A 25325-nucleotide genomic window follows, 5' to 3' on the forward strand; every position below is an offset into this window, starting at 1 on the left:
AAGCTTTATTTAGGTTTCATTTCTGACTTGGATCAGCTGTAGAAGCCACTTATTATAGTCACCCTTCATAAGCGGTTAAAACAGACTATGCCACATATCATTATCGAACACTCAGCTTCGCTGCAGTGTGACCTTACCCACTTAACCCAATCTATACATCAAAGCACCATAGAAACTAACTTGTTTGATGAGCAAACCATTAAGACCCGTCGAATTGCATTTGCTGAATGTATTCTTGGAGATGGCAAACAGGACTTTGTTCACATTCAAGTCCACTTATTGGTCGGCAGAAAGCAAGCACAAAAGCAAATGCTCAGTGAAAAGTTACTTAACAACCTAAAAAGCTTATTACCTGAATCGGTTAGTTTAAGCGTTCACCCATATGATTTAGACCCTGCTATTTATCGCAAAAATTAAATCATTCATAATACGTCAGTATTTGGTCCATTCTAGCAAGAGTAAATAAATGAAATTTCCATGTCGTATAGATAAATTTGTCAGTCACATAAATGAACTTCCTCGCAGCAAAGTAAAAATACTCATTAAAAAAGGAGAAGTGACAATAAATGGCATTGTGACAAAAAAAAGTGACGTACAAATAAGTGCTAATGACCTAATTGAAGTAAGTGGTAAGCAGCTGAAATATTTAGGTAAAAGATACTTCATGCTGAATAAACCTCAAGGGTATGTGTGTGCAAATCACGATGAATTACACCCAACTGTTTTTGACTTGCTTAATGAGCCGAACTTAAAAGATTTTCATGTCGCAGGCAGGCTTGACATAGATACAACGGGGCTGGTATTAATCACCAATGATGGCGATTGGTCACATCAAATCACCTCACCAAAGAAACAAAAATTTAAGACATACCTTGTTGAAACAAAAGAAATAATTACTGAAGAATCTTTAGAGAATCTACGCCAAGGTGTCGCTTTACATAATGAAAAGCAACTGACCCGCCCAGCACAGGCAGAAGCGATTGATAAATATGCGTTGAGGCTATCGATCTGCGAAGGAAAATACCACCAAGTTAAGCGTATGCTCGCAGCAGTTGAAAATCATGTGGTTGAATTACATAGAGAAAAAATAAGTGACATCACACTAGACGCTAACCTAGCACAAGGTGAATATCGCCCATTGACTCAGCAAGAAGTTGACATAATCAATGCAAAATAGGCCGCAATAAAGTCGTCATATGAGTAAAAATCATCTAATTTTTACTTATATACGGTTAAGTCCTACTTACATAGCGCGCTCAAACATGATAAATCATAAAGGTATAGAGTGCCATCAACTTTTTAACTGACTCTGCTAAGGTGCATATTGTGTTTTCGACCCTGACTTTACGACTAAAAATAATCTTTTTTGCAGCAGCAATTTTTATCGCCTTAATTACCGTTGCTGTACTTGGACTTCAATCACTTCGCCATGCAAGCGAAACAGATAACATAGCACGTATAAATCAATTGATGAAAAGTACAGTCAACATCGTTGAACAATTTGAAAGCTTTGTCAGGTCGGGGGATTTAACCGAGCAAGAAGCAAAAAGACTAGCAGCCCAAATATTAAGAGAAAATAAATATCACAATTCTGAGTATGTCTATGTGGTTGATGAACAACTTAACTTTGTTGCAGCACCACATGACCCTCAATTACATGGGACAAGCTTCAATGATTTTAAAGACGCCAGCGGTAACAGCATTGGTAGATTGGTAGAGCGTAAAGTGGGTAATAACACTAATCGAATCATTACATACCACTGGAATTCTGAACGAAATGGCGAAGTTGTAGATCTTACCTCTGTTGTACAGAAAACGTCTTTATTTGGTTGGTACGTTGGCACCGGGATCAGCTATAAAGAAGTAGATGAAAGATATTGGGAAACAGCTAGCTGGCTACTTACCCTCTCATTGATCATTGCTATTGCGCTAACCTTTACCGTTGCACGTTATGGTTTATCTCTGTCTAATAAGCTCGGCGCAGAGCTCAATGATGTGCTCGATATCGTAAGGCAGGTGTCTCACGGCAATTTAACTTCTCGTATTGACACTTCAAACGCCAAAGATTACAGCATCATGGCTGCCATGCACTATATGCAAGATGGCTTAAAAGGGGTTGTTAGTGGATTAATGGTTGTCAGTGACAAACTGAAAGAACAAAGCTATGACGGCGAAGCACGCTCTAATGATTTAGAAAACCTAACCTTGAGTCTTAGTGAAGAAACTCAAATGGTCGCTTCTGCAATCACCGAACTAACAGCATCTGCCCAAACTGTCGTTGAGCATGCTGAACAAGCCGCATTCTCAGTTCAGGAGGCCGAAAGCCAAGGGCAAAATGCCGATAGATTGACTTCTAATGCAAGTGAAGCAATTGCCCTCTTAGAACAGCAAATAGACAGTGCAGGAAACAATATTCAAGCACTTGATGAAGAAGTTAACAATATTGCAAACGTATTGAGTGTAATACAAAGCATTGCAGAGCAAACTAACTTGCTTGCTTTAAACGCCGCTATTGAAGCTGCTCGAGCAGGAGAGCAAGGTCGAGGTTTTGCTGTGGTTGCAGATGAAGTACGCCAACTGGCACAAAGAACTCAGTCTAGTACCGAAGAAATTCATACCATGATTGGTAATTTACAATCAGCAACACAAGAAGCCAAGTCATCCGTTGCGCTGAGCATCGCCACGAGTGAAAAGACCGTGACGATGTCATCTGAAGCAAGCGAAGCATTACGTAGTGTCGCCACTTCATTAAGTGCCATTTCTCAAATGAGTGACCAGATTGCATTAGCAGCCAAAGAGCAATTGACTGCAGGAGAAGATACCGCTAAAAGAGTCGTCACTATCTCTGACACAGCATCCCAAACAGCTAATGTCTCGCAACAAGCACATCATGCAACAGACAGTATTAAGGTGCAAGCAGCGCAATTAGAAAGCGAAATGGCAAAATTTAAGCTGTAATATCACAAGATTATCATTAATCAATTATACAAAATAGAATAGGTACATTTAGCCTTTTCTATTTTGGGTAATTTTTTACACAAACTGGCCTGAATTTAGCATCTTATTTTTTTGTAAAAAAATGTTTAACTCCAAATTATTTGGTGTTAAATTCAATGAGTCCCCCACGTAAAATCGAACATTAAGTTTGAATCAAAAGTTTGAATATAGTTCTTTTTTACTAACTCTGGGGATGCTTCTTCTGGTAAAGCAGTAAGGCTTGCGTTGTGCCTATTGCCATTGGAAACTAAAGAATGTCTTACATTCATTTAGCTGACTAGACGATAATGAAATAAGGATAATCACTATGAAGATGATTGCTAACAAACAATGCCGTTTAATTGTGGGCGGCTCTGGTTTATTAGGTCCAGCGGACCCTTTTTCAGAAGGGCGAAAAATCCGACAAGTGATGCTTGTTATAGATTCAAACCATCGGGCTGCATCGCCCAATAAAAACTCTTAACTAGTTTTAAAATAAGCATTATATATGGCAAAACAATTTGCATTCAAAGATCTACTACTACCTTATGTTGTAATGGTAGTAGTGATCTTTATTATTCAAGACGCGACCTATTTCTTTTTTCTGGCTTATATATCGATAATCTCTTTGGTGTTTTTAATTGGCCACCGGCTAAGGGACGTCAACATATGTTCGATCTCGTTTATTGCGATGATCCCTGTGTTATTTGAAAACATTATTTTTACAACAGGGTTAATTAGCTTGGTATCAACGCCCGGCGATAGGTTAATTCAAAATAGCCTCATTTATGGTGTGCATTTATTTAAAGAGCTCATTATTTTAGTACCATTAACATATCGAGTTGAAATTTCGAAACGCCTATTTCCTAAACACAAAATAAGATATACCTTTGCTGATAGTATTTTACCTTGGCTATGTTTAATCAGTGCCGCAATTAGCTTTTTCGCATTAATAGAAAACTATATACGCAATGGTAAAGGCTACGATATGACTTTCTTTTACTATGCATTCGATGTAACTGGTTACTTAAACTACTCAATATTTTGTGGTGTTTTAGTTGTACTTACGTTCTTAACCTATAAAGAAGCCTATGATTTTAAGGTGCCTTCTATCAGGCGGTGATCCATTTTAGTGAAAAGGGTTTGTTAAGGGCAGCATATGACTATTGGTAAGCATATTCAAATCAAAGTAACGTTGTAATAATGCTTCGTACGATCCATTGCTTTTAAGCTTAGCCAACCCCTTTTCGAGCTGCTGTGCGAGCTCTGCCTTATCTTTATTCACAAAAAAGTAAAAGCGTGCGGGGTAAGATAAGTAGTAATCAGGCACGATCATGAGCGCAGGGTTATTTTGACTCAATAATTCAGATTGTGCTTCAACAATGGAACGCGGAAAATAGTCGGCTTTCTTATCTAACACCATATCAAACATAGCTTGATAGTTAACTATAGGCTTTACGTTCAAACCATTGCTTGAAAGAATCTTAGTATCCGGCCAATCATGTCCTTGTACTGCTGTAAACCGGCTCAGCTGCTCTAGCTCTGTAATGCGTTTAAAACGCTCATAATGCGATTTATGGATAACAAGAACTCGCTTACCGATAAGGCCATCAAATAGAGGAAATTTGACTGCGATTGCAAGCTTCTCTCTTGCCGGACTGGTCATGCTCCAATGTAAATCAACTTGACCTTTGTTTAGTGCCATCAGAGTACGCTGTTGATGGGGGTGAACTTTAACATGCTCTATATTTACATCGTATTTTGCGGCCTGCAAAGCCTGCTGCAACAACTCATATAAAAATAAGTCTCGATCATAAAGTGGACGCTGCTCTTTGGCGACGTAAATCGTTTCCTTCACATTATTTGCAGCACTGGTAAACGCCAAAAATAGTAAGCAAGTGCCTATAAACTGTCTGATCATCATGTTCCCCAAACTTATTAAGTTACTCGGTAACTACGACGGTATAAATTAATATATATAAACTTAGTAAGAATTTCCCTTCGCCTTAAGTATATATATTTCATAAAATATCGTCATGAAGCAATAAGTTTGTTCATAAAAACCAAATTCACCGTACCATTGCAATGACTATCCATATAACTATTAAAAATGGTACTGCTAAGTTGGTTTAAAGGTGATTGACTGCCGTTTCCAGTCTCACCATAGGTGCACTAGGCTTTCTGCGGTTACATACAAACAGATAACTATTACGATAACGTTTTGCTTCTTTTTTGGCATCTGTAGCTAAAGCAGCTACCTGATGGCTATTTTTGCAAGATTCAACGTCTGGGCTTACTAACCCAATGGATAATGTTAGTAACGGCACAAATTGTTTCTGCCCTTCTCGATTGGTAGCCCAATAGCCACCAGCAGCAACATGTTCAGGCGTAAACAAAGCTTTAGAGCGCGCTTCAAATTGCTCAATTATTTGGTGGCAAAGCGATTCTGCATCAGCTTGATCAAACACTACCATAAAGTCATCCCCACCAATGTGTCCGACAAAGCACTGACTGTGCTGGCAAACTTGTAAAGTAACGTCAGCTAATAATTTAATAACACTATCCCCACTGGCGTAACCATACAGGTCGTTGAATTGTTTAAAATGATTTAAATCAATATAAGCCAGTGAAAAGACATGCTTAGCACGAAGACGCTGCTCAATGGCTTCATTTATGGCAACATTTCCAGGTAACATAGTGAGTGGGTTTGCATGCTGTGCATGACGAATTTTGTCTTCCGTTATATGCTTTAAAATATCCCTAAGTGGAGCTAGGCCTATATACTGGCCTTCTTTGGTGATAACAATGTGTCGTCTAATATCAAATTCATTTTCAGTAATCAGCTGACTGACAAAATCCAGCTGCTGCTGCTCATCAACTATCAGAGGCTGTTTGTCCATTAATTTAATCACAGGCTTCTTATCAAATAGTGCGTGACCATAAGGTGCAGCAAATACCTCTGTAAGCTGATCTCTGTGTAATAGCCCTACAGGCTGCCGCGCATCATTGAGCACAGCGAGACTTGTCAGGCCTTTATTCTGTTCAAAACGACGATGGGCATCTATGCACTGCGTACTCATATGAATGGCAGGCACATCGTGAGCAAGCCAACCAATAGCCATGGATTGCTCAAATTGACTTGCTGCAGGTTCTGATTGAATCTGCGCATTGAGAACATCACGGGGGTCAATCGCTAAATCGTTAGACTCCGCACTAGGTCTTGCTAATAAAAACCCTTGTGCATTCACTATCCCCATTTTTTTGAGCAGTTTTAATTCTTCATCACGCTCTATACCTTCAGCAATAACTGCAGTATTCGTTGCTTTAGCAAGTTCAATGATAGATTTAAGAAACTCTCTTTTCACGATGCTTTGATCGCAGTAGTCGATAAAATAACGATCTACTTTTACAAAATCAGGGCAGAGTTCTGACCATTGCTTTAATCCTGAATAACCAGCTCCTAAATCATCGATGGCAATTTGAAAGCCCAATTGACGATAATGAGAGATGGTTTTAAGCAACAAAAATCCGTCATCTACTTTATCTTGCTCTGTCACCTCGATCACCACACGACTGCAGTTTAAACCAGCCTCTTCAATTAGATGCAAAGTCTCCCCTTTAGGGTGATGAGGGTCTAATAAAGCTTTGGGGCTCACGTTTAAAAATAGCTTTCCAGGCAAGTTCAAAGCAGCAAACTGCGCGATGGCTTTTTTACGACAAAGCAGCTCAAGTTCAGATAGTCGGTCATATTTACTGGCCGCCGCAAACATCTTATCAGGTTGCGCTAACTCATTGTTTAAACTGCCACGGCTCAATGCTTCAAAGCCTAGTATCTGCTCTTTTGCAATATCAAAAATGGGTTGAAACATTGGATATACAGCTTCATTTCGCAAAATGTCATCCAATATGACGTTTAAAGGGTCCACTGAAACAACCAAACTCAATTCAAGTGTTTAATAATCGAGCAAAATATCAAAGATTTATGACAGTTAGATTGCAATCCAATGGAATTTACCAATATTGGGGATAAATATGAAGAGAGTAAGTAGACCGACAATAAGAAGAGTGAGATGAAAACAGCGTTTTCATCTCTTATGAGATTATTTTAAAGCCATCTCAACTTGACCAAAGTGCGCAATAACTTCAACAATTTCAAGTTCTGCATCTTCATAATGCGTTTTCTCGGTAAAACCAAGTTTAGCAATCGCCTGTACTGTTGCAGGGTGCACTAATAAGTCTTTCGCATGATAACACACAGGATCGCTGTACTCAGGTAATTTACCATCTTCATGGTAACCAGATTCAATCTCTTCTAGAGGCAGCGTAGGAATAATATCAGCAGCTTTATCAAGTGCATCTAGGTAATCTTTACACTGAGGATACTTAGTCACGAAATCAGCTAATAAATCGCGCGAGGTAGCAACTAAATTTGCAGATTCCTGTTCAAGATCTATCGCTGATTTGTGCTCTCTGATGTTTGCTAGCAGTGAAGTTGCCTGAGTTTTATATTGGCCTAGTGCATTGTCGCTTGCAGGTGCTTGTGCTTCAGTCTTGGCCGCTTGTGTGCTTGGTTGTTCTGAACATGCAAATAGCGCTAAAGCTGCGCATGCAATTCCTAGCTGTTTATACATATAATCCTCAAATTCATTATTATTGATAACAATTCTCATTATACAGTCTTGTCATCATTTTGAAACAGAAAAGGCCACAATAAATGTGGCCTTCTTGATTCAGATCGAAAATTGAATTTTACCCTAACAGTCAGCTAACAAGCGTAACCGCCTAGGTATTTTTTAAGGCATTGCGTCTAAATCAGCACCTTCTTTTTCAACTTCAACTGGGATCAGATCTTCTTTGCTCACACCCATTGCAACCGCAACAGAGCTCGCAACATAAACTGATGAGTAAGTACCAATGAATACACCAAATAACAACGCCGTCGCGAAGCCGTGAATTGTTTGGCCACCCCATACAAACAGAGCGATCAAAACAAGTATGGTTGTAATAGAGGTAACAAGTGTACGGTTCATCGTTTGCGTGAGTGAAATATTGATGATTTCAAGGGTGTCATCAATACGCACTTTACGGAAGTTTTCACGGATCCTATCAGATACAACAATGGTATCATTCAGTGAGTAACCTATTACCGCTAAGATTGCCGCTAAAATCGTTAAGTCAAACTCAAGTCCAAGTAGCGAGAACAAGCCCATTGTTAAGATCACATCGTGAAAAAGTGCCGCAACCGCGCCTACAGCAAAGCGCCATTCAAATCGAAATGCCACATACACCAAGATACATAAAAGTGCCGTCAGCATCGCAAGGCCACCTTGCTCTTTTAAGTCTTCACCAACACTTGGGCCAACAAACTCAATTCGACGCATTTCAACACTGCTATCTGCCAGCTTCAGTGCATCGATAAGTTGGTTACCAATGGTTTCTGCTTTAACATCTTCACGAGGGGCGATACGAACCAATACCTCTTGGCTAGAGCCAAATAAGGTCACAGCCGCATCTGCAAAGCCATTTTCAGCCAACACTTTACGGATTTTGGGTAAATCGGCCGGTTGTGAGAAGCCCACTTCAACCGCTGTACCGCCAGTAAAGTCCAAACCAAAGTTTAGACCTTTCACCATAAATGACGCGATAGAAGCCAAAATCAAAACCGCTGAAAATGCCATCGACAATTTTCTTGCCGACATAAAGCGAATTGTGCTCGATAATTTTAATAATTGCATGCTCGCTCCTATATCGACAGTTTCGTGATGCGTTTACCGCCGATGAAGGCATTGATCACGGCACGAGTACCAATGATCGCTGTAAACATTGACGTCAAAATACCAATCGCAAGCGTCACTGCGAAACCAGCAATCGGGCCTGTCCCCACTGAGAACAAGATAACCGCTGCAATTAACGTGGTAATATTGGCATCAAAAATCGTGCTAAATGCGCTGTCATAGCCATAGTGAACAGCCTGCTGTGGACTTCTGCCATCTGCTAGCTCTTCACGAATACGTTCGAAGATTAGTACGTTCGCATCAACTGCCATACCGACGGTTAATACGATACCCGCAATACCAGGTAAGGTTAGGGTTGCACCACTGATCATAGACATCACACCGACGATCATTACCAAGTTAGCCGCAAGTGCTAAGTTAGCAACGATACCGAAGCCTTTGTAATACATCAGCATGAAGCCAAGCACAAACGCAAAGCCTAATACCACAGCTGTCATACCCGCCTCAATGTTCTCTTGCCCTAAGCTTGGTCCAACAGTACGCTCTTCTACGATTTGAATTGGCGCAACCAATGCACCCGCTCTGAGTAGTAAGCTCAAATTGTGGGCTTCAGCTGGATTATCAATACCAGTAATACGGAATGAGTTGTTTAAACGAGATTGAATCGTCGCCACGTTAATGACTTCTTCCACCTTAATAGGCGGCAGTGCTTTACCATTCTCGTCTTTTTTGCCAGAAGGTTTATACTCGATAAATACCGTGGCCATGCTCTTACCAACCGCGCGTTTGGTAAAGGCACTCATCTTCGCGCCACCTTTGCTATCAAGGTTAATACTTACCTGAGGACGTTGATATTCATCCATACCTGATTGTGCACCGGTAATGTGAACACCTTCAAGGATCACACGCTTTTTCAATACAACAGGGTAACCATCTTTGTGATACAGCACTTCACTGCCAGCCGGAACTCGACCCTGTGCAGCAGTACGCGTATCAGCTCTGTCATCGACTTCACGGAACTCTAGTGTCGCTGTTGCGCCTAAAATTTCTTTAGCTCGCGCCGTATCTTGTACACCCGGTAATTGCACTATGATACGCTCAGAACCCTGTCTTTGTACATTTGGCTCAGCAACACCTAACTGGTTAATACGGTTACGAATAATGGTTTCATTTTGCTTGATAGCATAGTCGCGTAATTCACGAACTTTCAAATCACTTAAACTAGAGAAAAACGCCAGTTCGTTACTGCTGTCGTTAACAAAAACGTTGCCAGGGTAGCGCTTTTTCAAAAAGCGTTCAGCGGCCTTTTTGTCTTCAACAGAGCGCATAACAACTTGAACGCGGTCGCTATTTGCAACTTCGCGGATAGTACGATAACGAAGTTTTTCACCGCGCAAATCGCTCTTATAATCTTGCTCCATCTGCTCGAGCGCTTTGCCTAATGCCGTTGCCATGTCTACTTCCATTGTGAAGTGAACACCACCACTCAGATCCAGACCTAACTTCATTGGATTTGCTCCAATGCTCTTAAGCCAATCTGGTTGTGCTGGAGACATGTTAATAGCTGAAATGTAGTCTTCGCTCAGTGCGCCACGCAGGATATCCTGTGCTTTAAGCTGATCTTCTACATTCTTGAAGCGAATGAGAACTTGCCCTTCTTCTAGGACAGCAGATTTGATAGGTAGATTATTGTCTTGAAGTGTTTTATTTGCTTGATCAAGTACGCTTAAATCGGCGCTGGCCCCTTTCTTACCTGAAATCTGTATGGCCGGATCTCGACCATACATATTGGGGGTGGCATAAAGAATGCCAACGGCCAAAACAGCGAGCACAAGCAAGTATTTCCACATTGGATACTTGTTTAGCACTGGATTATCCCTTTGTTATTGTTATAGCGACTTCATTGTACCCTTAGGTAAAACGGCTGCCACTGCTGACTTCTGTACGGTTACTTCAACTTGGTCATTCAGGGCAATTACCACGAAATCTTTGTCTTCTGCAACCTTCGAAACTTTACCAACTAGGCCACCTGACGTTAAGACTTCATCGCCTTTACCAAGTGCACCCATTAGATCTTTGTGCTCTTTAACACGTTTAGCCTGCGGACGGTAAATTAAGAAATAAAATACCAAACCGAAAATAGCCAACATGATAAGCATTTCCATACCACCACCAGCTGGCGCGGCTGCCGCTGTGCTTGCGTGGGCGCTAGAAATAAATAAGCTCATTGCTCTTCCTCATTTAATTTTTATATAAAACTTTATTCTGCTTCTACATCAGCAAGAGGCGGCACTGGCAGCCCTCTACGCTCATAAAAGTCAGCGACAAACTCATCAAATGTCCCTTCAGTCAGGGCATTTCTCATACCTTCCATCAAACGCTGATAGTAACGTAAGTTGTGGATAGTATTTAAACGCGCACCTAAAATTTCATTACACTTATCTAGGTGATGCAGGTACGCACGTGAGTAATTTTTACATGTGTGGCAATCACACTCCGCATCAAGCGGGCTTGTATCTGTTTTATGAACAGCGTTACGGATTTTAATCACACCATCGGTAACAAACAAGTGTCCATTTCGCGCGTTACGCGTTGGCATAACACAGTCAAACATATCAATACCACGACGAACAGCTTCAACCAAGTCTTCTGGTTTGCCCACGCCCATTAAGTAACGTGGTTTCTGTTCTGGCATTTTATACGCACAGTGGTCAAGGATCTTAACCATCTCTTCTTTTGGTTCACCCACTGATAAACCGCCTAAGGCATAGCCATCAAAACCGATGTCTTCTAGCCCTTTTTGCGATTCAGCACGTAATTCAGGGTACATACCACCTTGAATAATACCAAACAACGCAGATGGGTTATCACCATGTGCCTCTTTAGAACGTTTTGCCCAACGAAGTGATAGCTCCATTGAATCTTTCGCTTCCTTTTCCGTTGCAGGGTATGGCGTACACTCGTCAAAGATCATGACGATATCTGAGCCCAAGTCACGCTGTACTTCCATTGCTTTTTCTGGAGACAGCATGATCTTCTCACCATTAACAGGAGACTTAAACAGCACACCTTCTTCAGAAATCTTACGCATTGCACCTAGGCTAAACACTTGGAAGCCGCCTGAATCGGTCAAAATTGGCTTATCCCAGTTCATGAAATCATGTAAATCACCATGCTGCTTAATAATTTCAGTGCCTGGACGTAGCATCAGGTGGAAAGTGTTACCTAAACAAATATGTGCACCTGTGTCTTTTAGCTCATCTGGCGTCATACCTTTCACCGTGCCGTAGGTCCCTACAGGCATAAATGCTGGTGTTTCTACTACACCACGATCAAATACTAAACGCCCGCGACGTGCTTTGCCATGCGTACAATCTAATTCAAATTTCATAACTACCTCGCGTCGGAAAAACAGTCCAACAAAACTCAACCAATGGCCTCTATCAATAAATAGGCCATGTAAACTGTCAGATTCTACCAATAAAGCCCAAGCAATTCTAATATTGGGGCTAAAAAGGGATAAATAAAGTCACAAATCAAAAAGCGTTGGTGTAAATATAAAAAAACCGGCACTTGGCCGGTTTATAAATTCTATATTACTGTTTTTTAGTCAAAAACATAGCATCACCATAACTAAAGAAGCGATATTTCTGTGCAATCGCCTCATGGTAAGCATTCATGATGTGCTCTTGTCCTGAGAAGGCACTTACCAACATAATTAATGTTGACTCTGGCAGGTGAAAGTTAGTGATCATCACATCGACCACGTTAAACTGATAACCAGGATAAATAAAAATATCTGTGTCGCCATAAAATGTTTTGAGTTCTCCGCCATGTACCTTTGCTGCCGACTCTAAAGAGCGTACAGAGGTAGTACCAACCGCGATAACACGGCCACCACGACTTTTACACTTAGCCACTGCATCCACAACTTCATCAGGTACTTCAATATATTCAGAATGCATGTGGTGATCATTGACGTCATCAACACGAACAGGTTGGAAAGTCCCCGCTCCAACATGCAAGGTAACAAAAGCCATCTCAACACCTTTGCCTTTAAGCTGCGCCATTAAGTTATCGTCAAAGTGCAGACCCGCTGTTGGTGCAGCAACAGCCCCTGGCTTTTCACCATAAACGGTTTGGTAACGCTCTTTGTCACCCTCTTCATCAGGACGGTCAATATAAGGCGGTAATGGCATATGGCCAATTTCATCTAAAATTGTCAGTACTGAGTTCTCGCCTTTAAACTCTAATTCAAAGAGCTCACCATGTCGTGCAATCATAGTGGCATGCGCTTTGTCTTCAAGGATCAATTCGGCACCAGGCTTAGGCGATTTACTTGAACGAACATGAGCAAGTACGCGATGCTCATCAACAATGCGCTCAACCAAAACTTCTACCTTGCCACCTGTGGACTTTTGCCCAAACATGCGAGCAGGGATCACCTTTGTATTATTGAAAATAATTAAGTCTTCAGGCTCAATCAGATCAATAATATCTTTAAAGATCTTATGTTCTAATTCGCCGCTATTGCCATTAAGTGTTAACAGGCGACTACTAGTACGCTCGGCCTTAGGGTGACGGGCAATCAATTCATCAGGAAGTTCAAAGTTAAAGTCAGCAACGCGCATATAAAACCTCATATCGTGCAATTAGGCGGCAAGTCTAGTGCTGCGAGATGATGAAATCAAGCGACAAGCATGATCTATTCATACTTTTTCACCTCTTGTCAGTTGCGATAAATAGCTTTACTCTACAATCAGTTTTGCATGTATTAGTTCTTTTCAATATATCCGGTGTCCGCTTTTTATATTGCCAAAAAGGCAATATAAAACATGCAAATAAGTATTTATGGACAACATTTAAAAACTTAAAACATGGGTTTGGGGTCGTAACACCATGGCTAAACAGCTTACTCTACTACTTGTCAATGCCGATCATGGTGAGCGTCAAACCGTAATAAGAACGTTACAAAAGCTCAATGTATTTCAAATAATAGAGCAAAGTGACACACAAGCGGCTTTACAGCTGCTAAAAAAGCAAGCTGTTGATCTGGTCATCAGTGGATTAAATGTGGGCAAAATAGATGGCTGGCGGTTCTCTCGCATGATCCGCTCAGGGCTACTCAAGACACCCAAAAATACGCCAATTGTGCTGATCCCACCAACTTATTGTGAGCGCATAGCTGAAACCACAGCACGAAGTTACAGCATTGACGCTGTACTGCCTTTAGAGAGGCATGATGTACTACCACAAGTTTTGGCAAATGTTTTATCGACTCACCTCGAAAAAAGTAGCCGATTAAACTTATTATTGTTGGAGCCCAATGAAAAAAAAGCAGCCAATATTTGCGATCATCTTTCATTGAGTTTTAGCTGTAACATCGTATCAACCGAAAATGCTGCGCTTTCCGAGTTTTTACAAAATGATTATTCTATTGTATTGCTCGATGCAACATCTACTCGAGCAGAAAGTACCAAAGAGCTAGTGGCAAATATTCTACAGCATAAGCCTAGTCAAGCAATCGTGACAATCATTGATAATCGAAATGCCGATTATGCTGAGCAGCTACTGCTATTAGGCGTAACAGACTTCATTAGATCACCTTACAATTTATCCTTGTTAAGTAAAGTCTGTGATCATGCCGCAAGGCGTGAAGACTTTATGGTGAGTTATGCTGAATTTGCCAACAAAGTCGAGCAACTCAGCCGCAGAGAGCAAAGCTATAAAGAGCTATTCTCTGCGCACCAACGCATTCTTTTGCACCTAAACACGGTTGTACTCGAACTGGATGCCACAGGAGGCATACGCTTTATTAACCCAGCTTGGGAGCACCTTACTGGCCACAAACTTAAATCAACTTTAGCTACAAAGCTGAAAGATTATGTACATCCAGACCACCTTGCATCCTTAAACACAGCGATTGAAGATGTCCTCAATGGTCCACATGCATCTAATGTCGAATTACAATTAACACATCATTCGGGCGCTGCGATTTGGGTGGAGTGTCGTTTCCAGCTCATTAAAAATCAAACAAATATAGCCTTGATCACCGCCACAATTGATAATATACACGAGCGTAAAGAGGCCGAGTTACAATTACGCCATTTGGCATTGCACGATACACTCACAGGTCTGCATAACCGTTATTACTTTGATCAACAACTAAGCCTTTTCTGTAAAGAGACCAAGCAAGCACTCGATACAGAGCATGCATTAATATATATTGATTTAGACCATTTCAAGATCATTAACGATAGCAAGGGGCACCAGCAAGGTGATATTGTGCTTCAAGAAGTGGCACAATTATTTCGCTCTCACATCGCCCAAGAGCACCTGATATTTCGTATAGGCGGTGATGAATTTGCTATTTTACTCAAGAATACCCGCTTACTCGATGCCCACATGATTGCAGAAGGTATTTGTAGCGCTATAGAAACTCATCAATTTCACTCTGAAGAAGCCAGCTACACAATCAGCTGCTCAATCGGTTTAACTTTAATTTCATCAAGTAATTGCGATCCGAATGAATGCTTAAAGCAATCTGACATCGCGCTTTATATTGCGAAAAACCTTGGCCGAAACCTAGTCCACTGCTACACCAAAGAAGATGCTAAAAATAGCACCTTGCAAACGGGCTTAGAGTGGGGTCATAGTGTACGAGAAGCACTTAAAAACAGTCAGTTTGAGCTACATTATCAACCTGTTTGGGATTTTAAAAACAACCAGATCGCGTATTTCGAGGCACTACTGCGCCTTGAAATTGATGGTAAGTTGATTTATCCAAATCAATTTATACCTGCACTTGAGCTACTCAATGATACATTTTTAATGGATCAGTCTGTCATTAGGGAGAGTATTCGTGCGGTTGCAAATTACCCTGAATTACACCAACTGTCAGTCAATCTCTCTGCTCAATCATTTCTTGATGAGCGACTCATGCCACATATACAGGCTTGTCTGCGCGACTTTCAAGTGCCTGCACACTGCATTATTTTTGAGATCACTGAATCCGCGAGTATCAATAACCTCAGTGCTACCCAGTCAATGATCAAGCAACTTAACCAACTTGGGTGTCATTTTTCAATTGATGATTTTGGTACCGGATTCAGTACCTTCAGCTACTTAAAACAGCTGCCAGCACAACATGTAAAAATAGACGGCTCATTCGTTCGTGACATGTTAAACGACCCGATTGATCTCGCCCTAGTCAAAGCAGTGAATGATATTAGCCATTCACTAGATAAGTGCTCAGTCGCAGAATATGTTGAAACTAAAGAAGTTTTTGATGAGTTAAACAAAATAGGTGTCGACTATGGGCAAGGTTACTTCATCTCAAAGCCACTCCCTATCGAACAGCTTAAGCTTCAATTAGAAACTATTTTATCCCTAAAAACAGCATGCTAATCAAAATGGGGAAAAAAGTCGCTGCAGTCGATTAAAAACTCAACTATAATAAAAACTCGCAATGAATGTCTTCCTTTTTAACTTATTTACATATAAGTAGAAGACATGCAATGGATTTGAGCACATCTCGTAATGGAATTCGGGGAGATAAGTATGTTTCAGTTTATTCTGTTTCTATCACTGGTGCATTGTTTGATCACACTACAATGTTACCGCTGCGCCAAACAAAAAGGGTATCCAACTAAGCTATTCGCGGTATTAGGATTTGTGCCGTACTTTAACCTAGTTGTATGGGTATACTTATTATTTTTACCCAATATTATGTCACAGAGCAAGCTCAGTTCGACTTAAGCAATGATTTCATGCTATTCAAAAGCAGTGCTATTGGCACTGCTTTTTAATAAATTCACCCACTTCATTACTGAATAACCTAAAGTCACGAATCCTGCCCGTGGTCTTGCGCCACAAAAGACCTATCTCACGATATGCATCCGCTTGAGGAGATAACGTTACCATCGGCTTACCCTCTAATATACCCGCGTTGAGTGCCATTTGAGGTAAAAAAGTCACGCCATTTTGGTATTCAACCATACTCAGCAGCGTATGCAAATTCGCAGCTTCAAACGGGTTAATACACTCACTGCGAGTCAGATTACATGCACTCAATGCATGCCCTGTCATACAGTGCTCTCGCTCGAGTAAGAACACACTGTCTTTAGGCAGCAAATTAAAATCTTCTAGGACTTCAGGGATCGCATAATCTTCATGATGAACCAGTGAAAAATGATCCTTAGTCAAAATCTGCGTATGGAATTTATCGGTTCTGTACGGCAGAGCCAATATCCCCATATCAATTTGGCCATGCTCCAACTTATCGAGGAGTCTATCACTGGTATCCTCTACCAATACAAGTTGAAGATTTGGGAAAACCTCTTGGCAGTACTGGTACAAGGGCGCTGCAATGAAGCTAGCAATCGTCGGGATTAACCCCAATACAAGCTTGCCAGACAATGGGTTTTTAAAACTTTTAGTTAACTCAACAACGCTAATTGAATCATCAATGATTTTCTTCGCTCGCGCGACAACTTCTTCACCCACATCCGTAAACATCAAGCTGCGATTTTCACGCTCAATCAGCTGACAGCCAAGCGTTTCTTCCAAATTTTGAATCGCACTACTGAGTGTAGATTGACCCACAAAACATGCCTCTGCAGCACGACCGAAGTGCTGCTGCTGATGTACAGCGATCAGATATTGTAATTGTTTTATACTTGGTAAGTTATTCACTGATATACCCATAAATAAAAAGACCCCAACACCAATGGCGCTGAGATCTTTTCAAGCTAAAAGTCTGTTTTTTTGTTAAACGCCGAACGCGCTTCTCAAAATATAGAATATAACAATAGCAAGGGCTGCACCGACTGGCAATGTGATTACCCAAGAAACCACAATGTTTCTGATCACACCCATATTAAGTGCTGCTATTCCGCGTGCCATACCAACACCTAAAACGGCACCTACTAATGTTTGTGTCGTCGAAATAGGCAAACCAGTACCTGAAGCGATAACAACCGTTGACGCCGCTGCAAGTTCAGCAGCAAAACCACGACTTGGTGTAAGGTGAGTAATACCTTCACCAATGGTTTTAATTACTTTTTTACCTAATACAGCAAGACCAACTACGATGCCTAAACCACCTAGTGGTAAGATCCACCAAGCAAGCTCAGCTTTTTTCGCCATTTCACCGTTGTTTTCTACAATATTTACAACCGCTGCTAGTGGACCAATCGCGTTTGCAACATCGTTTGAACCGTGTGCAAAGGCCATACAACACGCTGTTAGAACCATTAATACAGCAAATACTTTCTCAACATTATTGAACTGCATTTGCTTATCAGCATTTGGATCCATCTTCATACGTGCAATAAACACTTTACCAATTAGACCAATCAATACTGCAATACCAATTGCAAGCGCATAGCCTTCAACTGTACCTAGATTAATACCAATGTGCTTTAAACCTTTTTTGATCGTAACCAAAGACATTACAAAGCCAGCTAGACCCATGTAGAAAGGTACAAAACGCTTTGCATTAGTAAGCGGTTTATCTGTATCAAAGATCAACTTTTGCGCACTCATAAAGATAAGGTAAGCAATGAAGCCTGAGATTGCAGGTGTTACGACCCAGCTACCTACGATGCCGGCAACTTTGCCCCACTGAATAGCCTCACTACCTACGGCAACTAAAGCAAAACCGATAATTGCACCAATGATTGAATGTGTCGTTGATACCGGCCAACCCAGTGCTGACGCTAATAACAGCCAAGTACCTGCAGCGAATAGTGCCGAGATCATACCTAACACCATTAATTCAGGGATGTCAGCAAACGGGGCTGCATCTATGATCCCTTTACGGATCGTCGACGTTACTTCACCACCTGCTAGGTAGGCGCCAGCAAATTCAAAAATCATCGCAATGATGATTGCCTGCTTGATTGTAAGGGCTTTTGACCCCACTGAAGTACCCATGGCGTTTGCAACATCGTTTGCACCAATACCATAAGCCATAAAGAAACCAACTGCCGCTGCGATGAGTACTAACATCGAGCCATGAGAAGCAATGATATCCATTGAAAAACCTTTAGTGTTTTTTAAACACTGATTATGTATTTATACGCTTATCTCGTCACACTCTGATTATGAGAACACATATAAATAGTTATTAAACAAACACAACACCGCCGCTCTCTAGTCTAGGCTTTGAGAGTAACAACGGTGTACTTCTTTATAAACTATCGCTGATAAATCAGCGTGCTAACATTACCTCGAGGCGAGCACCAACACGCTCCGCGATATCAGCTAACTCCCCTACCCACTCGATTATCTTGTATAAAAACATCACATCAACCGGGTTAAGATCAGCTTCAACTTGACGAAGTTCTTGGCGAATTCTAATTTGCATGTCATCGGTATCTTGTTCAATGGCATCAAGCTCACTCAACATTTTCTCGACTAATACAACCTCACGACCTCTGAAGCCTGTTTCTAACAGCTCATCCAGCTCGTTAATCGCTTTTGAGGCTTGTTTCGTTGCATCTACACAACGAGATAGGTATGCAACAAACTCTTTTTGAATCGATTCGGGGATCACCATTTCTCGACCAACGACTCGACCTGCGATGTCTTTGGCTTTATTGGCGATTTTGTCTTGATGGGTAATAAGTTCCAGTAGATCAGTCCGTTCAACTGGCATAAATAGGCCGCGAGGCAGCTGAAGACGTACTTCTCGCTTAAGCGCGTCTGCTTCACGTTCTAGGTTACGAATATTAACGCGAAGTGCATCCGCTTCAGTCCACTCCCCTTTGAAGACATGTTCAAAGAACGGGATCAAGCTTTCACTGGCTTGATGCACTATCTTAATGTGCTCTTCAATCGGCTTTATAGGAGATTTTGCAAAGACTCCTAAAAACGCATTACTAGGCATAACTGACCCTTAAATCATAATTATATGCATGTGCAAAGGCCAAGTTTACAGCATTAACCGAAATTGTGAACGATTTTTATCGTGAACTTGGGATTAATCGTCCAATTTATTCCGACTAATCCCTTGTAAATCTATAAAGTCTTTTCGATATCTTCTTGAGAGGTATGGCGAATATCTTTACCGTTTACAAAATAAATGACATATTCAGCGATGTTTTGACAGCGATCGCCAATACGCTCAAGTGAACGTACCGACCAAACCAAGTCCATAATTTTTGGGATAGAGCGCGGGTCTTCCATCATATAAGTCATAATTTGGCGAGTAATCGCTTCATATTCTCTGTCAACTTTGGCATCTTCTTTATGCACTTCAAATGCACGCTGTGCATCCATTCGTGCAAAAGAGTCCAGCACATCATGCAGCATTTTTGACACTAGGCGACCCATGTTTTCTACATTTACCAATAGGTGCTGCTGATCTTTCGTAAATGAGTCAAGTGCTACTTTGGCAATACGCTCCGCTTCGTCACCGATACGCTCCAAGTCCGCAATCGTTTTAGCAATGGCGACGACTAATCTTAAGTCACTGGCTGCTGGCTGTCTTTTAGCAATAATACGCGTACACTCTTCATCAATGTTGACTTCCATCGCATTGACTTTGTAATCATTTTCACTAACTTTACGCGCTTTGTCCGCATTACTAGTGCTAACGGCATCCAGTGCAAGGTTAAGTTGCTGCTCAACCAGTCCGCCCATACTTAATACATGATTTCTTACGTTTTCTAGCTCTTCATTAAAGCGGCCAGAGATATGCTTATTAATATTGTGTTCCATCTAAAACCCTACCTTTGATAACAACCCCAACAAGTTGCCCAGTATGTGGGCAACCACACTGTCATAAATTAACCGTAACGACCTGTGATGTAGTCTTCGGTCTTCTTCTTCGTTGGTGTTGTAAATAGTGTATTGGTATCTGAATACTCAATGAGCTCGCCCATATACATGAAAGCAGTTTGATCAGATACACGTGCAGCTTGTTGCATGTTATGCGTAACAATAACAACAGTATACTTATCTTTTAAATCATTGATGAGTTCTTCGATAACCAGTGTTGAAATCGGGTCTAGTGCCGATGTTGGCTCGTCCAGCAGTAATACTTCAGGCTCAATGGCGATGGAGCGTGCAATTACAAGACGCTGCTGCTGACCACCAGAAAGACCAAATGCACTGTCATGGAGACGGTCTTTCACTTCATCCCAAAGTGCAGCCCCGCGCAGTGAACGCTCTACAACTTCATCAAGTTTACGCTTATCTTTAATACCTTGCAGGCGAAGGCCGTAAACGACATTTTCATAAATAGATTTAGGGAAAGGGTTTGGTCTTTGGAATACCATACCCACGTTGCGTCGCAGTGCTGCAACATCAACGCTTTTATCATAGATATTTTGACCTTGAAGGTTAATTTCACCTTCAATACGACACGTATCTACTAAGTCATTCATGCGGTTGATACAACGTAACAACGTTGACTTACCACAACCTGATGGGCCGATGAACGCAGTTACTTGACCCTTTGGGATCAACATGTTGATTTTACTCAGAGCTTGCTTATCACCATAGTAAAGGTCAAGGTCTTTGATCTCTAAAGCGGTTTGCTCTGGGCTCAAGTTGGCAAGATCTAATTTCGTATTAGCATCTGCATTATTTACTTGTGGCGCTACTGTAATCATAAAAGGATACCTATTTCAAATCTGTACTATTAGTGCTCTAGAGCTCTGAATTTTTCGCGTAAGTGGTTACGAATGCCAATCGCTGTAATATTTAGCGCAATGATCACCGTAACAAGTAAGAAGGCTGTTGCATAGACCAATGGGCGTGCCGCCTCAACATTTGGACTTTGGAAACCAACATCATAAATATGGAAACCTAAGTGCATAAACTTACGATCTAAATGAATATAAGGGAAGTTGCCGTCAAGTGGTAAGGTTGGTGCCATTTTTACCACGCCCACTAGCATCAGAGGTGCAACCTCACCCGCTGCGCGCGCAACTGCTAAAATTAAACCTGTCATGATCGCAGGGCTGGCCATTGGCACGATAATACGCCATAGCGTCTCCGCTTTTGTTGCACCCAGTGCTAAAGAACCGTGACGGACTGAACTTGGAATACGTGACAAACCTTCTTCAGTTGACACAATCACAACAGGTAATGTCAAAATAGCCAGTGTCAGTGCTGACCAAATTACCCCAGGCGTACCAAATACTGGACTTGGCGCAGCTTCTGGGTAAAACAATTGGTCAATAGAGCCACCAAGCATATACACAAAGAAACCTAAGCCAAATACACCGTATACAATAGATGGTACACCTGCCAAGTTAATCACAGCAATACGGATCATCTTAGTCACGGCGTTTTTCGCTGCATACTCGTGTAAGTAAATTGCTGCTATCACACCAAATGGAGTAACAATCACAGCCATCAACATCACCATAAAAACAGTACCGAAGATCGCAGGGAAGACACCGCCCTCGGTATTAGCTTCACGTGGGTCATCACTGATAAATTTACCCGTTTGTGAGAAATAATGACCAACTTTAGCAAAGAAGCCCATATTATTTGGGAACCACACATCCAGTACTTGATAAAGTGGTAAAGTAACTTCTTCACCACGCATATCGCGCACAACTACATAGTCACGCTTTGCATCACCGCGCAGCTCAAACAAGCGCTTTTCAAACACTTTGTAGTCTTCGCGAAGCTGTGCACGCTGCGCTTCTAAGTCTGCTTTAATTTCAGCTGTTAGCTCATTATCAAGTTGATAACCACGCTCCTTTAAGCGCAATCTTTCAAGCTCATAATTAATATGGCCAATATCGCCATTTTGAAGATCTAATGCTTCTTCATTTAAATCTACGGCGCGCTCAACTAACTCTTCTAAACGCGCAACTGGATTTTGCGAGACCACCTGACCATCTTCGATAACGCGAACAACATAACCATAAAAGTTACCGTTTTTACTACGTTCAAAAACAGCCATCTCTTCAGGCGCTGATTGACTTTGAATATCCGTTGTTAAAATCCAACGAAAATCTAGCTCAACAAATTCACGGTTACCGGTTTTAACTAGAAGACGCTCTACATACTCGTCTTGATAATCCGATAAATCATACCCAGCAGCTACTAAGCGCTCTTTAGGCACCATTTCACGGTCGTAGATTTCACCGATAACTGTTTGCTTCGCAACAGAACCTTCAAGCTCAAACTGCACAACTTCTGTTGGCCAAAAGAAGCTCAACCCTTTCCACGCGATCATTGCCAATAGGCCAATCACCGAGATTAAACTGATGCTGACTGCACCACCTGTCATCCAGATCCACGGAGATCCTGACTTAAACCATTGTCTTACCATGTCATTACTCCATTACATCGAGCTGTATTTATCACGTAACTGCTGGCGAACAAATTCAGCAACCGTGTTAAAGATAAATGTAAAAATAAACAGTACAAAAGCGGCTAAGAATAGAATTCGGTAGTGAGAACTACCCACTTCTGATTCCGGCATTTCCACAGCAATGTTTGCGGCAAGCGTACGCATACCTTGGAAGATACTCCAATCCATAATTGGCGTATTACCCGTTGCCATCAGTACAATCATGGTCTCACCCACAGCACGACCTAGGCCCATCATGACCGCAGAGAAAATACCTGGGCTCGCTGTCAATAGAACCACACGAACCAGTGTCTGCCACTGTGTTGCGCCCAGTGCCAAAGAGCCGTTTGATAAATGCTTTGGCACACTGAATACTGCGTCTTCAGCAATAGAGAAAATAGTTGGAATCACCGCAAAGCCCATCGCAATACCCACCACCAAGGAGTTACGTTGGTCGAACGTTAGGCCTAATTCATTGGTTAGATACTGACGAACATTGCCGCCAAACATCCAAACTTCAATGCTGTCACTGATTGCAAAAGACAACCAACCGATGAAAAGAACAACAGGGATAAGTAATACAGAATGCCAGCCATCTGGCAACAAGTGACGGATTTGCTTCGGCAATTTAGTCCAGCCAAATGCTGTTGCAAGAATAGAAATCGGCAACAATATCAGCAATGCAACGATGGCAGGTAGATGCGCTTCAATCAGTGGCGCTAACCAAAGGCCTGCTAAGAAACCCAAGATCACTGTTGGTAAAGCTTCCATGATCTCTACTGTAGGCTTGACCACTCGACGTAGCTCCGGCGACATGAAATAAGCTGTATAAATGGCTGCTGACAGCGCAATTGGTACTGCAAATAACATCGCATACATAGCCGCCTTGATCGTACCAAATGAGATTGGTACCAAGGAGAATTTAGACTCGAAGTCATCACTTGCTGAGGTTGACTGCCAAGTGTATGCAGGCTCAGGGTAACCTTCGTACCACACTTCTTGCCACAGTGCAGACCAAGTCACTTCTGGGTGCTCATTGTGAAGCTCAACTACGCTTAAAGTCTTGTCAGATAGCAACAACGCGGCATTGGCACGAGGTGATACTGCGAATTGCTCAATCGCCCCATCAGTGACTTTACCTTGCCAAAGGTGCGCTTCACTTGTTGTATAGTAAAGCCCTAACTCACCAGTATTGGTCGTGGTGAAGAAAGTACGACGATAGAACTCACTGAAGATATCAACTTGCGCACCTGCGATACTCTCAAATGCACGGATCTTGGCAAACTGACGCCCGTCATCCGTATTGACTTCAAACCACTGCGACACTTCGCCATTATCGTTACTGATCATCAATGAGTTAGCGCCCGCTAATAAACTCATATTAACTAGATTGGCGTTTTCTTCATTTGCGGCAAGCAACTGAATCTGCTCTACCTCATCAGCAAAACGCGTGTCAAATACGTAAATCTGGTTTGCCGAGCGAATAAATACACGGGTGGTGTCTGGCGATATCAACATTTCATCAATACGCCCTTCAATCGGCAATAAGCTGCGCTCAACCGCCCACTCTATTTCGCCAGAGAACATATTCTCCTCAGCACTAAACGAGGCAAAGATAACGCGCTTATCCTCTGTTTGCGCGATCACCGCGGTTTTATCTTCATAATGACTGAAAGCAAATTGCTTGATCGCTTGCCCTTGCTCATCAACGACCAGCTGAACGCCATCTAGCGGATAACTCAAGCGTGGCTTCATTACACGCTCATTCCCAGGGAATGAGATCAGAAAACTTGGTTTCACTAACTGGATTTGACCATTATCTAAGCCATAGGCATATATACCTAAAAAAGGTGCGCTCTGTGCAAAACTATTCACTTGGCCGTCTAACTCAACGGTTAGAGAGCTCAGCTGCTCACCAGACTTTTCGCCTTTGATTTGATAAAAATCAACTTGCCCCGCACTATCAAGTAGGTAAGCAATTTCGGTTTGCTCTTCCATACCTAATCCGTAATACGTTTTATCACTTTGAAGAGCTAATTCCGTGCGTTTAGTCACACTTGCTGATTCAAATATCGGCTGTACAACATAAAGTAAGTAAAAGAAGATCAGAAGCAAAGCAACCAATACCATCACCCCACCCGAGGTAATGCCAAATTGGGCAAAGCGGTCTTTAAAGAGACGGCTTCTATCCGTTTTGAAGGACGGTTTTTGCGGATTGGAAGTCATCAAAACACCTTTTTATTATCAAGTTGCGGCGCATTATATTTCATCAAGATGACAGTTATGTTACATCA

General features: G+C 41.7%; 22 protein-coding genes. 7 read left to right on the top strand and 15 right to left on the bottom strand.

Annotation, left to right across the window (positions count from 1 at the left end):
* Positions 1 to 87: 87 nt before the first annotated feature.
* The 5 genes from QNM16_RS20025 (at position 88) to QNM16_RS20045 (ending at position 4099) form a co-directional block, all read left to right on the top strand.
* Positions 88 to 417, top strand: coding sequence for a 5-carboxymethyl-2-hydroxymuconate Delta-isomerase (locus tag QNM16_RS20025; RefSeq protein ID WP_284022078.1), 330 nt, complete (start codon positions 88 to 90; stop codon positions 415 to 417).
* A 49-nt stretch (positions 418 to 466) separates the two neighbouring features.
* Positions 467 to 1177 (top strand): 16S rRNA pseudouridine(516) synthase RsuA, encoded by a 711-nt coding sequence (gene rsuA / locus QNM16_RS20030; protein WP_284022079.1) that lies wholly within the window; start codon positions 467 to 469, stop codon positions 1175 to 1177.
* Between the two features lie 149 nt (positions 1178 to 1326).
* On the top strand, positions 1327 to 2958 hold the full coding sequence (locus QNM16_RS20035; protein WP_284022080.1) for a methyl-accepting chemotaxis protein: 1632 nt from the start codon (positions 1327 to 1329) through the stop codon (positions 2956 to 2958).
* A 346-nt stretch (positions 2959 to 3304) separates the two neighbouring features.
* Positions 3305 to 3460, top strand: a complete 156-nt coding sequence (locus QNM16_RS20040) for a hypothetical protein (protein WP_284022081.1) — start codon at positions 3305 to 3307, stop codon at positions 3458 to 3460.
* Positions 3461 to 3484: 24 nt separating this feature from the next.
* On the top strand, positions 3485 to 4099 hold the full coding sequence (locus QNM16_RS20045) for a hypothetical protein (RefSeq protein WP_196760683.1): 615 nt from the start codon (positions 3485 to 3487) through the stop codon (positions 4097 to 4099).
* Between the two features lie 6 nt (positions 4100 to 4105).
* On the opposite strand, the gene QNM16_RS20050 is transcribed toward QNM16_RS20045, so the two are convergent.
* From QNM16_RS20050 to queA, 8 genes are all read right to left on the bottom strand, one after another.
* The gene (locus QNM16_RS20050; RefSeq protein WP_336620313.1) at positions 4106 to 4900 is read right to left on the bottom strand and encodes a substrate-binding periplasmic protein; all 795 of its coding nucleotides are present in this window, start codon (positions 4898 to 4900) and stop codon (positions 4106 to 4108) included.
* 205 nt (positions 4901 to 5105) lie between these two features.
* Complete coding sequence (locus QNM16_RS20055) at positions 5106 to 6845, bottom strand: bifunctional diguanylate cyclase/phosphodiesterase (protein WP_417710407.1); 1740 nt, start codon at positions 6843 to 6845, stop codon at positions 5106 to 5108.
* Between the two features lie 231 nt (positions 6846 to 7076).
* Positions 7077 to 7607, bottom strand: coding sequence for a hypothetical protein (locus QNM16_RS20060; RefSeq protein WP_284022083.1), 531 nt, complete (start codon positions 7605 to 7607; stop codon positions 7077 to 7079).
* Between the two features lie 162 nt (positions 7608 to 7769).
* Positions 7770 to 8711, bottom strand: coding sequence for a protein translocase subunit SecF (gene secF / locus QNM16_RS20065; protein WP_237135999.1), 942 nt, complete (start codon positions 8709 to 8711; stop codon positions 7770 to 7772).
* Between the two features lie 8 nt (positions 8712 to 8719).
* Positions 8720 to 10579: a protein translocase subunit SecD gene (gene secD, locus QNM16_RS20070; protein WP_284022084.1), complete on the bottom strand. Its 1860-nt coding sequence runs from the start codon at positions 10577 to 10579 to the stop codon at positions 8720 to 8722.
* Between the two features lie 21 nt (positions 10580 to 10600).
* Entirely contained in the window at positions 10601 to 10939 is a 339-nt protein-coding gene (yajC, locus tag QNM16_RS20075; RefSeq protein ID WP_023397444.1) for a preprotein translocase subunit YajC, read from the bottom strand.
* A 32-nt stretch (positions 10940 to 10971) separates the two neighbouring features.
* Complete coding sequence (gene tgt, locus QNM16_RS20080; protein WP_063361509.1) at positions 10972 to 12102, bottom strand: tRNA guanosine(34) transglycosylase Tgt; 1131 nt, start codon at positions 12100 to 12102, stop codon at positions 10972 to 10974.
* A 205-nt stretch (positions 12103 to 12307) separates the two neighbouring features.
* Positions 12308 to 13342 carry a tRNA preQ1(34) S-adenosylmethionine ribosyltransferase-isomerase QueA gene (queA, locus tag QNM16_RS20085; protein ID WP_284022085.1) on the bottom strand — a complete coding sequence of 345 codons (1035 nt, stop codon included), beginning with the start codon at positions 13340 to 13342 and terminating at the stop codon, positions 12308 to 12310.
* Positions 13343 to 13610: 268 nt separating this feature from the next.
* Between queA and QNM16_RS20090 the strand changes: the two genes are divergently transcribed.
* Positions 13611 to 16118 carry a GGDEF/EAL domain-containing response regulator gene (locus QNM16_RS20090; protein ID WP_284022086.1) on the top strand — a complete coding sequence of 836 codons (2508 nt, stop codon included), beginning with the start codon at positions 13611 to 13613 and terminating at the stop codon, positions 16116 to 16118.
* Between the two features lie 153 nt (positions 16119 to 16271).
* The gene (locus QNM16_RS20095; RefSeq protein ID WP_284022087.1) at positions 16272 to 16469 is read left to right on the top strand and encodes a hypothetical protein; all 198 of its coding nucleotides are present in this window, start codon (positions 16272 to 16274) and stop codon (positions 16467 to 16469) included.
* Between the two features lie 30 nt (positions 16470 to 16499).
* Here QNM16_RS20095 and QNM16_RS20100 read toward each other — a convergent pair whose 3' ends face one another.
* From QNM16_RS20100 to QNM16_RS20130, 7 genes are all read right to left on the bottom strand, one after another.
* Positions 16500 to 17405 carry a hydrogen peroxide-inducible genes activator gene (locus QNM16_RS20100; protein WP_284022088.1) on the bottom strand — a complete coding sequence of 302 codons (906 nt, stop codon included), beginning with the start codon at positions 17403 to 17405 and terminating at the stop codon, positions 16500 to 16502.
* Between the two features lie 75 nt (positions 17406 to 17480).
* Entirely contained in the window at positions 17481 to 18749 is a 1269-nt protein-coding gene (locus tag QNM16_RS20105; RefSeq protein WP_063361506.1) for an inorganic phosphate transporter, read from the bottom strand.
* Between the two features lie 175 nt (positions 18750 to 18924).
* Positions 18925 to 19602 (bottom strand): TIGR00153 family protein, encoded by a 678-nt coding sequence (locus QNM16_RS20110; protein WP_284022089.1) that lies wholly within the window; start codon positions 19600 to 19602, stop codon positions 18925 to 18927.
* A gap of 131 nt (positions 19603 to 19733) precedes the next feature.
* The gene (phoU, locus tag QNM16_RS20115) at positions 19734 to 20435 is read right to left on the bottom strand and encodes a phosphate signaling complex protein PhoU (RefSeq protein ID WP_046355639.1); all 702 of its coding nucleotides are present in this window, start codon (positions 20433 to 20435) and stop codon (positions 19734 to 19736) included.
* Positions 20436 to 20503: 68 nt separating this feature from the next.
* A complete protein-coding gene (pstB, locus tag QNM16_RS20120; RefSeq protein ID WP_039608306.1) occupies positions 20504 to 21331 on the bottom strand; it encodes a phosphate ABC transporter ATP-binding protein PstB in 828 nt (275 codons plus the stop codon).
* 29 nt (positions 21332 to 21360) lie between these two features.
* A complete protein-coding gene (gene pstA, locus QNM16_RS20125; RefSeq protein WP_284022090.1) occupies positions 21361 to 23010 on the bottom strand; it encodes a phosphate ABC transporter permease PstA in 1650 nt (549 codons plus the stop codon).
* Between the two features lie 12 nt (positions 23011 to 23022).
* Entirely contained in the window at positions 23023 to 25257 is a 2235-nt protein-coding gene (locus QNM16_RS20130; RefSeq protein WP_284022091.1) for an ABC transporter permease subunit, read from the bottom strand.
* Positions 25258 to 25325: the final 68 nt, after the last annotated feature.

The organism is Pseudoalteromonas umbrosa (genome assembly GCF_030125375.1).
GTDB lineage: Bacteria > Pseudomonadota > Gammaproteobacteria > Enterobacterales > Alteromonadaceae > Pseudoalteromonas > Pseudoalteromonas umbrosa.